General features: G+C 25.9%; 12 protein-coding genes. 3 read left to right on the top strand and 9 right to left on the bottom strand.

The window, feature by feature from the left end:
* Nucleotides 1-97: 97 nt before the first annotated feature.
* Together FOY43_RS01830 and ftsY are read right to left on the bottom strand one after the other, a co-directional pair.
* Complete coding sequence (locus tag FOY43_RS01830; protein ID WP_146308865.1) at nt 98-328, bottom strand: sigma factor-like helix-turn-helix DNA-binding protein; 231 nt, start codon at nt 326-328, stop codon at nt 98-100.
* On the bottom strand, nt 321-1,313 hold the full coding sequence (gene ftsY, locus FOY43_RS01825) for a signal recognition particle-docking protein FtsY (RefSeq protein ID WP_146308864.1): 993 nt from the start codon (nt 1,311-1,313) through the stop codon (nt 321-323). The genes FOY43_RS01830 and ftsY overlap by 8 nt, the downstream gene beginning before the upstream one ends.
* A 44-nt stretch (nt 1,314-1,357) precedes the next feature.
* Between ftsY and FOY43_RS01820 the strand changes: the two genes are divergently transcribed.
* The 3 genes from FOY43_RS01820 to der are packed head-to-tail and all read left to right on the top strand — an operon-like array spanning nt 1,358 to nt 3,811.
* Nucleotides 1,358-1,795, top strand: a complete 438-nt coding sequence (locus tag FOY43_RS01820) for a hypothetical protein (RefSeq protein ID WP_146308863.1) — start codon at nt 1,358-1,360, stop codon at nt 1,793-1,795.
* A gap of 44 nt (nt 1,796-1,839) precedes the next feature.
* Entirely contained in the window at nt 1,840-2,517 is a 678-nt protein-coding gene (cmk, locus tag FOY43_RS01815) for a (d)CMP kinase (protein WP_146308862.1), read from the top strand.
* Nucleotides 2,510-3,811: a ribosome biogenesis GTPase Der gene (der, locus tag FOY43_RS01810; protein WP_146308861.1), complete on the top strand. Its 1,302-nt coding sequence runs from the start codon at nt 2,510-2,512 to the stop codon at nt 3,809-3,811. Before cmk ends, der begins: the two co-directional genes overlap by 8 nt.
* 373 nt (nt 3,812-4,184) lie before the next feature.
* Here der and FOY43_RS01805 read toward each other — a convergent pair whose 3' ends face one another.
* From FOY43_RS01805 to FOY43_RS01775, 7 genes are all read right to left on the bottom strand, one after another.
* Complete coding sequence (locus FOY43_RS01805; RefSeq protein WP_146308860.1) at nt 4,185-5,195, bottom strand: IS30 family transposase; 1,011 nt, start codon at nt 5,193-5,195, stop codon at nt 4,185-4,187.
* A gap of 160 nt (nt 5,196-5,355) precedes the next feature.
* Complete coding sequence (locus tag FOY43_RS01800) at nt 5,356-6,105, bottom strand: ABC transporter ATP-binding protein (RefSeq protein WP_146308859.1); 750 nt, start codon at nt 6,103-6,105, stop codon at nt 5,356-5,358.
* Entirely contained in the window at nt 6,098-7,030 is a 933-nt protein-coding gene (locus tag FOY43_RS01795; RefSeq protein ID WP_146308858.1) for a hypothetical protein, read from the bottom strand. The genes FOY43_RS01800 and FOY43_RS01795 overlap by 8 nt, the downstream gene beginning before the upstream one ends.
* Nucleotides 7,023-8,891, bottom strand: a complete 1,869-nt coding sequence (locus FOY43_RS01790; RefSeq protein ID WP_146308857.1) for a S8 family serine peptidase — start codon at nt 8,889-8,891, stop codon at nt 7,023-7,025. The genes FOY43_RS01795 and FOY43_RS01790 overlap by 8 nt, the downstream gene beginning before the upstream one ends.
* A 149-nt stretch (nt 8,892-9,040) precedes the next feature.
* Nucleotides 9,041-9,790 (bottom strand): ABC transporter ATP-binding protein, encoded by a 750-nt coding sequence (locus tag FOY43_RS01785; RefSeq protein WP_146308856.1) that lies wholly within the window; start codon nt 9,788-9,790, stop codon nt 9,041-9,043.
* Nucleotides 9,783-10,700 (bottom strand): hypothetical protein, encoded by a 918-nt coding sequence (locus FOY43_RS01780; RefSeq protein WP_146308855.1) that lies wholly within the window; start codon nt 10,698-10,700, stop codon nt 9,783-9,785. Before FOY43_RS01780 ends, FOY43_RS01785 begins: the two co-directional genes overlap by 8 nt.
* Nucleotides 10,701-10,703: 3 nt before the next feature.
* Nucleotides 10,704-12,545: a S8 family serine peptidase gene (locus FOY43_RS01775; protein ID WP_162847760.1), complete on the bottom strand. Its 1,842-nt coding sequence runs from the start codon at nt 12,543-12,545 to the stop codon at nt 10,704-10,706.
* Nucleotides 12,546-12,654: the final 109 nt, after the last annotated feature.

Here is a 12,654-nt window from a genome sequence, read left to right as displayed (position 1 = left end):
ACTTCTGGAGTCTAGCGCTCACTGTCCTGAAATAATAAAAAAATATTTCAAGAAGTCTTTTTTGAAGCCTTATGGCTTTTTTTATTTCTTGAAATACTTATTCATCAATACTTTCATGTATTTTCTTTAGTTTTATTTTAGCTTTTTTGATTGAATCTTGTGCAGCTGCTCTAGTTGTAGCACTTATTTTAGCAATCTCAGCATATGAAAGATCTTCGAAGTAATATAAATAGAAATTTTGACTTTGAGTTTGAGTTAAAAAATTCTTATATTTTTCATAGAGACTTACATAATACTCATTTTCATCAATAATTATTTCTTTACTCATTAATTAATTCCTTAGTCATTTCGTAAATGAATAATTCAAGGTCAAATTCTTGTAAATCGTCAAGTTTTTCTCCCATACCAACATATTTAACATTTAAATCAAATTCATTTTTGATTGAAAGGATTATTCCACCTTTACTTGTTCCATCTAATTTAGTCAAAATAATTCCAGTTAAATTAGATACCTCTTTGAATACTTTGGCTTGACTTAAACCATTTTGACCAGTTGTAGCGTCCATAACTAAAAGTGACTCATGTGGAGCATCATTTTGAAATTTTTTAATAACTCCTACCATTTTATTTAACTCATTCATTAAATTAACTTTATTTTGTAGTCTTCCAGCAGTATCAATAATTAACAAGTCATAATTATTACTTTTTGCATAATCCATTGCTTTATAAACTACTGAAGAAGGATCTTGATTTGGTTTATCAGGTTTTATAATGTCAACATCAACTCTTTTAGCTCATTCACTGAGTTGTTCAACTGCCGCAGCTCTAAAAGTATCAGCAGCTGCAATTAAAACTTTCTTGCCTTCATTTTTAAATTTATTTGCTAATTTAGCAATACTTGTTGTTTTACCTGAACCATTTACACCAACCATAATAAAAACATTTAAACGATCATCTTTAACATTTAAATTAGTATTAACAACTGTGTTATTTGTATAAGCCTTAAAAATACCATCAGCTACAATCTCACCAATTAATTTAGGGTCAGTGATTTTATTAGCTTTAACTTCACCTTTAATTAATTCAATAATTTGGTCTACTAAATTGTAGTTAATATCCGACATTATCAAAATTTCTTCAAGTTCCTCAAAATACTCTTCATCAATTTTTACGTGTTTATTTTGCAATTCACGAATTTTAGCACCAAAAGAACTAGTGTTAGCTAAACCTTTATCATAATGTGATATTTTTTCAAGTTGTTCTCTAGTTTGATCTTTACTAAAGAAATCTTTTAATTTTTTAAAAAGTTTCATACTTATATTTTATAAAATTTAAGCAAAATAAGTAAAATATTGATATGATAAAAAATAAAACTGTAATTAGTGAAACTAAAGATTTGTATGATTTAGAACTACTTTACAAACTAAGTTTAAAAAATAATTCTGAAGTTGAAAAAGATTATAAAAAAGTTAAAAAAATTTTTAAAAATTTAGATCCTAAAATTGATTTTAAGTTAAATTTAACTAATGAAAATTTACCTAAAAAATCAATTAGTCCTGAGATGAGTAAATTTATTGAAGTCAATTCAAAATTAGAGTTATTAGATAATGTTTTTACTGAGTTATTTTCACAAATTTATGACAGTAGTTTTATGGAAAATTATTCTTTTGAAAGTAATGATGTTAAATATCTTTGTGGCTTATTAGATTTGAATACTCAGGAAAAAGATGACGACGATTCGATTATTGATTTAACCAAAACCACAAGAGTTATTGTTAACCAAGTTAAAATTTAAAAAATTATGGTATATTAATAAGATAATAATTTAATGAGGATTTTATGAAGAAAGTTAATGTTGCTATTGATGGACCAAGTGGAGCAGGTAAAAGTAGTGTAAGTAAAGAGATTTCTAATTTATTATCTTACACTCCAATAAACAGTGGAAGTCTCTATCGTGCTATTGCTCTTAATGCTTTAAGATTAGGAGTTGATTTAGTTGACAAATTTGCAGTACTAAACACTTTAGTTGAAGGTATGATTGAATTAAAAGAAGATGAAAGTGTTTATTTAAATGGTGAAAATGTTTCAACTCAAATTAGAGCTGAACATGTTTCTAAAGCTGCCGCTGTAGTTGCTAAGTATCAAGAAGTAAGAAATTTTGTTGTGGATTACGTTCAAAAAATGACTAAAACCAATAAAGGTTTTATTGTTGATGGTCGCGATACAACATTTAAATTAATGCCACATGCTGAAGTTAAAATTTTCTTATGAGCAGAACCGGAAGAAAGAGCAAAACGTAGATGCGAGCAAAATCTGTCACTTGGTTATAGTAGCAATTATGAAGAAGTGCTTTATGATGTTAAAATGCGTGATGCTCAAGATATGAATCGTGAAGTTGATCCATTGCATAAAACAGAAGATGCTATTTTAGTTGATTGCACCAATATGACTTTTGATGAAGTTGTTCAACATATTATAAATATAATAAAAAATAAAGCTGAGGAATTAGATGCGTAATACAGTAGCAATAATAGGAAAACCCAATGTCGGTAAAAGCACATTGTTTAACCGACTTGTTGGTAGAAGATCGTCAATAGTTTATGATGAACCAGGTGTCACAAGAGATAGATTGTATGAAACTATCACTTGAACCGGTAAAAATATAAAAATAATCGATACTGGTGGAATTGAAATAGAAAACAAACCATTTCAGGAACAAATTCAAATTCAAGCAAAAATAGCAATTGAAGAAGCTGATGTAATTGTTTTTATAATTGATGGAACAATGGAATTAACTAATGATGATGCATTTATTATGAATATTTTAAGAAAGTCTAATAAACCAATTATTATTGGAGCAAATAAATTAGAATCTAATCAAGATTTTGATTATTCACTTTACAAACTAGGTGGTGAAATTTTTAGAATTAGTGCACTTCATGGCGAAGGTGTTGGTGAATTGCTTGATGAAGTTGTTAAAAACCTAGATTTTAGTGAAGAACAAGAGGAAGAATTATTTAAACTATCAATTATAGGTAAACCTAATGCTGGAAAAAGCTCATTACTGAATAATTTAGCTAAAGAAGAACGTTCAATTGTTTCTGATATAGCAGGTACCACTAGAGATAGTGTTAAAACTAAGGTAAAAATTGGTGATAAATTTTACAATGTTATTGATACAGCTGGAATTATGCGTAAAAGTAAACTAGTTGAATCAGTTGATCATTATGCTTTAATGAGAGCTATGAATTCCTTAAGTGAATCTGATTTATCATTAATTTTAATTGATGCTACAACTGAACTTTCACACTTTGATGCAAGAATTATTGGTTATGCACTAGAAAACGATAAACCGATTATTGTGGTAGTTAATAAGTGAGATCTTGTTGAAAAAGAAACTAATACGATGGCTCAATTTGAGAAAAAAATGAGAAATACTTTGCATTTCGTCCCATGAGTTCCTTTTGTATTTATTTCTGCAAAATACAATCAAAGATTAAATAAATTAACAGAAACATTAAATGAAGTTAGAGAAAATCTTGAGAGAGATATCAAACCTTCTTTATTATCGAATTTTATTATGGAAACACAAATGATTCAACCCGCAGCACCATATAATGGTGGAAAATTAAATATATACTTTGTAAGAAAAACTTTAGATAAAATACCTACATTTAATTTCTATGTTAATGATAAGAAATTTCTTCATTTCTCATATCAAAGATTTTTAGAAAACCAACTTAGAAGTACATTTAATTTCAAAGGTTGTCCAATAAAAATGAACTTTAAGAATAAACAAGGGTTAGAATAATATTAAGTCACATTGTGACTTTTTATTTAATTAAAAAAGCAATCACATAGATTGCTCCTTTTTTAAACCTTGAAGTGCAAACGCTTCTCTTAACAATATTTTACATTAAAATTGGCAGATTTTTTGAGAAAAGAAGCCTTGCGGCGCTTGAGCAGATCAGTCCGTTAGGACGCTTCCCTATAAATTTTTAAAAAGAAAAGCCAGAGTGGCGACTGAGCGTAGAGAAAAAGAACCACATTAGAAGTGTGGTTTAATAACGGAAAAAATCAAAAGCCTCTCCACGGCGTTTGAGTGGAAAGTTTATCAACAAAATAATTATGTAAAACGTATTGTGGTTGAAATTGGGATATATGTGGTCAAAGACCACATTTTATTATTCAAGATTAGGTAATAGATCTAGCAAAATCATTTCTATATTTAACTCTTGTTCAGCCATTTCTCTAGAAGATTTAAAACCAAAAATTTTTCTTGGCATATTGTTTATTTCATCTTGAAGTTCTTGAACTTCTTCGTCATTCAGTTCTGTAAAATCAAATCCTTTTTTGAATTTTCTACGAATTAGTCCATTTAAATGTTCATTCGAACCTCTTTGAAATGAACAATATGGTTGTGCTTTATAAATTAATAAGTCATTTTTATAGGCTACTAATCCCAAGGCTTGGAATTCAAATCCATTATCAGAAGTTATTGATAAAAATGGGAATGGATAATCCTTAATTATTTCATTCAGCACCTTGTTTATCTCAAATCAAAATTTGCTAGTGACCTTTTTTATAATGGTAAAACGTGTTTTTCTTTCTGTTAAAGTTAGTAAGTTGTGATATCCCTTTCCCTTTCTTCCAATAACTAAGTCAATTTCTCAATGACCCCATTTTTTTCTAGTTTCTATACTTTTAGGCCGCATAGGTATAGGGAAAACAAACTTGTTACCATGAGTTAATCTAATCTTATAATCAGTCTTTCTTTTACCATTCTTAACATAACCTTTTCTTAAACGATTTTTCATTTTCAGGACTCAAATATTTAATTTAATTCACTTGTAAATAGTTCTGATAGAATAACCTTTTTTACCTGTTTTTTCCTGATAAAGTTTAAGAGTAGCTTCAACTCCATGGTAATTTTTTTCATAGTGTGCTGCAAAGAAATCATTAAATTCTTTGTCTGCAAAAGCATTATGATTCCTTGAATAGCATTTTCGAATTTTAGTTTTTTTATTAGCGTATGCAGCATCATATTCTCCATAGATATTCGAATTTCGTTTAACTTCTCTAGAGATTGTACTTACAGATCTTTTTAACATTTCTGCAATTTCTTTTAATGTTTTGGAACTGTAGTTGATTTCAATAATTAATCTTTCTTCTGGTTTTAATTGTGTATAATTCATATGACCTCATTTCAAATTTAAGGGTTAAAAGAGAAACGTTGTTTGGTTTTAGTTGGTTTCTCTTTTTTTATTTTAAACTAATTTAAACTAAAAAGCACAAACACAAATATGTTTGCACTTGAAAGTATAATCAAGGGCAATCACATAGATTGCTTAGTCCTTAAAGTTTAACTTCAGTAATAGTATTAGTTATTTTACGAATAAATGTTTCTAAATCGTCGTCATTGGCAAATTTACCTTGGATATTTTCGATATGGTTATTAAAAATACCATCTTCTAAAACATAAATTTCATTAGCTAGTTTTCTTATTTCATTAGCATTATGACTAATTAAAATTAAAGTTGCTTGATATTTATCAATGTAATTCTCAACTACTTCTCTAATTTTTACTCTAGTATCAGTATCTAAACCAGAGGTAAATTCATCTAATATAACAATTTTAGGTTTATTATATAAAGTAAAGAACAAGTCAACTTTTTTACGTTCACCACCACTAAGACGATCATATCTACGTTTCATAAGTTTATTTATCATTAAAATTTCATCAAGTTTATTAACAAATTCCATATCTAGGAATTTTTTAAATCCTAAAATTAAATCTTTATATATATTTTTAACGTATGGTCTATAAAAATCTATTTCACTTTGAAATTGTAATGCTATCTTTTCCTTTGGAGAGATTTCAAAATCATAATTGTATAAAACCTCACCAGAAGTTTGTTGAGTAAAACCAGCAATGATTTTAGCTAAGGTAGTTTTACCTGAACCATTTTTACCAACGATTGCTATTTTTTGGTGTTCGCTCACTGTTAGATTAATACCTTTTAATACTTCAAGTTTCTTAAATGAAATATGTCTACTTTTAAAACTCTTTTTAATATCTTTAACTTCTAAAATTACATTACTCATATTTTCCCCTATTTGCTACAAAATGATATATAGTGTATAAGAACCCTAAAGAAGAATAAATTATTCTAAGTATATAACGAATGTGTTCATGATTTTCTAATGAGTAACTTTCGATAAATTCTTTCATAGTAGCTATATAAAATAAATATCATTCATCAAAAGGATTTAATAACAATGTCACAAAATGAATAGTTTTATTAGTTTCATTTGAAGAATCGATTGGTCTTATACTTGAGTTTACTATTCATAATATAGCAGGTAAAACTATAACTATCAGTGAGATTAAAGATACAATTTTAAGAGTGATAAATTTTGAAACTCCGAATTTGAAAATATCAATAAACAAGTAAACTAAGCCTATAATAAATATATAATGAAGAAATAATTTAAGTACGACATAAAATTCATCTATTCAAAATTTACTTAAATCAAGATAAAATATATCTTTTTGAACGTTTAAAACGTTTTTGTAATAACACACATCATAAATTAATATTGAACCAATTGTAAAAATAAATAATAATAATGAAAAAATTAATGGAATAAACTTTATATTTTTAGCTTTAATTAAAGAATTTAGTTTCTTTATTTGAAATACATTTTTAAGTCTGAAATTATATTTAACTATATAAATTATATTTATAAATGTTAAATAACCTAAAACAAAGAAATTTGTATTTATGAATTGAAGCGATCCTTTTTCGAAATACAAGTGAAAAATCATCCGAGCAAAATCATCAAAGCGACTTTGTTCCGGCCCGCGTCCGATATTATATGTTTTATCCTGCTTTAACGCTCAAGGAATTGTTAAAGAAATAAAACTAAAAATTATTACTAATCCTATTAAAACTGATAGTATCCATCAAAAATTTTGTTTAAGTATTAATTTTATAAAGATAAATTTTTTGTATATTTTTTTATTCATATTTACCATCTACACTTCAACTTAAAGCTAATTCAATATTATTATTTTTATATGGATCGAATCGCGAATTTGTTATTTTAATTTTGTATTTTGTTTTTTCATTGGTTTTGAATCTTAAATATTCAATATTATTTTTTTCAGTAACTGATTTAGCAATTATTTTATTATCTTCATCTATTATATATAAATCAAAGTCATTTAAATCCGGCTTGGTTTCATCTTTTTCATAAAATGTTTCAGCATTAAATTCTCAAGCTAAAGACATTCTTATATTTGAATTTGGCTTAAATTCAAGGTCATCAATTATAATTTCGTTTTTGGTTGTTTTTGGATTATTTTTGTTATTTATAGTGCTTTTTTCTCTATCTCATCTAATATATTTAAGATTACTAAAAGCTTGATCTAACTTAGAATAATTAAATACACCAGAACCAAATTTATCATCTAATCCAGATTGAAAATCTTTGCCTTTTTGTGAGAATTCTAATGATGTAGAGGACGATAAAACGGCCATTGCTATAATATTGTTTTTACCATAGTCATATTTGTCGGCATATTCTATTAAAGTGTTACCTAATACTCCGGAAATGAACGGTGCCGAATAACTAGTTCCCTTTGAATTTGGTTTTTGCTTAAAATCGTAATTTTCACCATTAGCTAATAATAAAACTTTCTTTCCAGAATTCGATCCATATGAAGAGAAATCACTAGTTTCTCTATTAGCATTATTTGATCCTACAATAATAGAATTATACGAAAGCTGCGGACCGGATAATTTTCTTTTTTCAATCGAAACTTCATCACCATTATTTCCGGCAGCAAAGACAAACAATATTTCGGGATTTTTTCTAGCAACTTCATCAAAATAATGTGAATATGAATTGTATTTTCTTAAATTTTCGTCATTTGTTATTAAACCTCATGATGAATTTACTATCTTCAAATCTTTTTGTTTAATTAAATATAGGACTTCATCTTCTAATGCTTTATATACATTATTTTTGTCATTTAATAAATTCAATTTAACACCATATAATTTTAAGTATGGATTTACTCCATTTTTTCCAGCTATAATAGAAGCTACATGTGTTGCATGTTTTCCGTATTGAGGTTTAATATTTCAAAAAGGAGGTACATAAAATTTAGATCAATCGTTTATTATAATATGCCCTGTTTCTTTTGATGTATCAAAGTAGTAATCTTCAACATTTTCAATTAAAGCGTTATGGTTGAATCAATCAGTTTTATCTCCTACTTCTAAAACACCCACACCTATTCTATCATCATTGTTTTTATTTATGTAATCTCTGAATTTATCAATGATGTCATCTCTAAAATCAACAGTATATTTATTGACTTTGAAATTTTTCATATATAAAGTTTCAAATTTATATTCTTGGGCTTTTGCCTCGGTGTGATAAATGCTTGTGTCTATAAATTCGCTTTCAACATTCACGTATACCACATTAATAAATTTATTTTTTTCTAAAAAATCAAATAATAATTTATTATCATTCTCTTTTAAATCAACAGAACCTATTAAAAAATTATTTAATAATTTACTTTCCTCTATTCCTATACTACATTTAAAATTACTAAATTTTTCAATTATTTTGCTTACTTCATCTTTGGATATATTTTCTTTTAAAACTATAAGTAACGATAATTTGGAATTATCTATTTTTTCACTTTCTTGATCGATGTCATGAATTGATAAATTATTAAAGTTTTGTAAACCTTCAATAATTATTTTAGATTTTTCTATTTCTTTTTCATTTGATTTTATACTGATAAGTGATGTTGATGTTGTAACAATGGCACCAGTTAATAATAGTGAATAAAATTTTTTGCTTTTTTTCATAAATACCTCTTTTTAATACTTTAAAATTATATCATTAATGTTATCGTTTCCACATTTGATGAAATACATTCATTCATACTATAAAATAGAAAACAAATTTAACGATACTTTTTTATTTAAAAAAAGCAATCAAGTTGATTGCTTAGTCCTTAAAGTTTAACTTCAGTAATAGTATTAGTTATTTGACGAATAAATGTTTCTAAATCATCGTCATTGGCAAATTTACCTTGGATATTTTCGATATGGTTATTAAAAACACCATCTTCTAAAACATAAATTTCATTAGCCAGTTTTCTTATTTCATTAGCATTATGACTGATTAAAATTAAAGTTGCTTGATATTTATCAATGTAATTCTCAACTACTTCTCTAATTTTTACTCTAGTATCAGTATCTAAACCAGAGGTAAATTCATCTAATATAACAATTTTAGGTTTATTATATAAAGTAAAGAATAAATCAACTTTTTTACGTTCACCGCCACTAAGACGATCATATCTACGTTTCATGAGTTTATTTATCATTAAAATTTCATCAAGTTTATTAACAAATTCCATATCTAGGAATTTTTTAAATCCTAAAATTAAATCTTTATATATATTTTTAACGTATGGTCTATAAAAATCTATTTCACTTTGAAATTGTAATGCTATCTTTTCCTTTGGAGAGATTTCAAAATCATAATTGTATAAAACCTCACCAGAAGTTTGTTGAGTAAAACCAGCAATGATTTTAGCTAAGGTAGTTTTACCTGAACCATTTTTACCAACGATTGCTATTTTTTGTTGTTCTTTTACTTCTAAATTAATCCCTTTTAGTACCTCAAGTATTTTCGAAGAAATGTGTCTACTTTTAAAACTTTTTTTAATGTCTTTGACTTCTAAAATTACATTACTCATATTTACCTCTGTTTGCTTTAAAATGATATATTATGTATGATAAAGCAACTAAAGAGTAAATTATTCTTAAAACTTGATAAATTTGTTCTATGTTTTCAAAAGAAAAATTTCTCATATATTCTTTAGCACTACCTATATAAAATAAATATCATTCATCAAATGGATTTAGAATAAATCTAAATAAATCCAAAATTTTATTTAAAAAGCTTCCGTTTGAATCAACCAACGATTGGTTTATTGTGTTTAAAATGAAAGGTATGATTAATATTATTGACAAAATAATGAAAATTAATTTTAATGATACAAATTTAGAAATTCTATATTTTGCTAAATCAATAATTAAATAACAAATTCCTAACACAAAAATATAATGTAATATACTGTTTAATAAATTTTTTACTTCTTGTAATCATAATTTATTTATTTGTAAACTTAAATAGTCTTTTTTTTGTGCCACAATGATATTAATGAAAAATATATCGAATACTAAAAAGCTAAGAAGAGTTACTAAGAATAATGATCCAGAAACTATTAATGGAATATAATTTAGTTTATTAGAACTTATAAGGTTATTAAGTCTTTTAATTTGATAAATATTTTTTAATTTGAAATTATATTTGATTACAAATATAGAATTAATAATTGTAAAATAGCCTAAAGTTAATAAATTTTCAGTTATAAAATTAAATGTACCTTTCTTAAAATAATAAGAAAAAACAACGTTTGCATATTTATCGTATGCGCTATATTCTCAATCTATTGTCGATTCTAACGATGAACTAGGTAATTTTACAACAAAAGGTACAGCGGATAAGCAGAATCCTAGAACTATAACTATTCCTATTATTGTTGCTGATACTCAACGAATATTTTGTTTAAATAAAATCTTTAATAGTAATATTTTTTTCATAAGTTATCCAATAGTTCAAGTCAATGCAAGTTCTCATTCTTGTTCATTATAAGGATCGTATGAGGAATCATAAATTTTAATTTTATAATTTCCAGTTTCAGTAGTTTTAAATTTAATGAATTCTATATTATGCCTTTCATCCTTAGATGATGCTAGCAATTTATCGTTTTCATCATAAAGATATAAGTCAAAATCTTTTACATTAGGTTTTGTTTTATCACTATTATAAAATGTTTTTCCATCAAATTCTCAAGCTAATGATATTCGTATTGTTTTACCTTTTTCAATTGTAATATTATTGATAGATACTTCTTTTTTATCTGTATTTTTGTTAGGTGTATTATTCACCTTGCTTTTGTCTTTTAATCATTTTATATATTTTAAATTGTTAAAAGCTTGGTCTAATTTAGAATAATCTAATATTCCAGCACCAACTCTTGGATTTAGTTTTGATTGACTGTGTGAATTGTAGTTTCTTTCGTTAGATGTAGATGCTGCCAATGTAGCCATTGCAATAATGTTATTTTTTCCGTAGTCATATTTATCTTCATATTTAACCAAAGTGTTTCCTAAAACACCTGATATAAATGGTGCAGCATAACTTGTACCTGATTCATAACCATCTTTAAATTTATAATTTGTACCATTCGCCAATAATAAAACACTTTTACCTGTATCAGAATTATATGATGAAAAACCTGATACGCTCCCTATACTATTATTCGATCCGACCATTATCGAATTATAAGATAGTTTCTCAGCATTTAGCTTTCTTTTTTGTTCGTTCTCTTCGCCTCCGTTATTACCTGCTGAAAATACGAAAATTATCTCTGGAAATTTTTTAGCTACTTCGTCAAAATATCTTGAATACGAGTTATATTTATACAATTTATTTGATGGATTTTTTTCACCTCAAGAATTATTGATTACTTTTACATCTTTTTGTCTTGTTAAATAACTAATTTCATCATCTAGAGATTTATAAACATCGTCATTATTTAATGTGTTCAATTTAACGCCGTATAGTTTTAATAATGGATTAACACCGTTTTTTCCACCAATTATAGATGCTACTTGTGTAGAATGTATACCATATTGTGGTTTTATATTTCAAAAAGGAGGTACATAAAATGTTGATTGGTCATTAACGATTATTTGTTTGGTATCTTTTGATATGTCGAAATAAAACTCATCTTTTTCATTTATTAATGCATTGTGATTTCACCATTTAGTTTCATCACCTACCTCTAATACACCAATACCAATTCGCTTGTTGTCATATCACATATAATCCTTGAATTTATCAATAATTTCATCTCTGAACTCTTTAGTGTAATTATTTGATATGAAATTATTCAAATAACCATCATAAGATTTATATGATTCAAATTTTACATCATCGTTTGGAGTTGACTCTACTATCAAATTAGAACTATAATTTATGTATACATTGGATATGTACTGATTATTTTCGAAAAATTCAAATATTTTTTTAAGTTTGGTTTTATCATTTTTTAGCGAACCCATTAAATAATTATCTAAAACTTTACTTCTTGAAATTTTGATAATTGAATCAAAATTTCTTATTTTTTCCATCATATCCGATAACTCATCATTAGACATATTTTCATTTAGAATTAACATGAATGGTAATTTACTTTTTTCATTTTTATTATCAAATTGTTCAAATTCTTTAACACTTTGAACCTCAAATCCCTCGAATCCTTCAAAAACTATCTTTGAGCTCTTGTTAATTGTAGTATTTGTATTATAACTAATTAAAGGTGATGCTATCAATGAAACACTACTAACAAGTAAAAAAGACATTTTTTTATTTCTTTTCATAAATCCTCCATCTACCATATTTAAATTATATCAATAACAATATTTTTTTATTTTTTTCATCATAAATTTCAATATTTTCATAGTTTCAATTAGATATAAATGCTATTCT

This window comes from Mycoplasma anserisalpingitidis (assembly GCF_007858495.1).
Classification (GTDB): Bacteria; Bacillota_I; Bacilli_A; order Mycoplasmatales; family Metamycoplasmataceae; genus Mycoplasmopsis; species Mycoplasmopsis anserisalpingitidis_A.
This window is presented reverse-complemented; position numbering and strand designations above follow the sequence as displayed.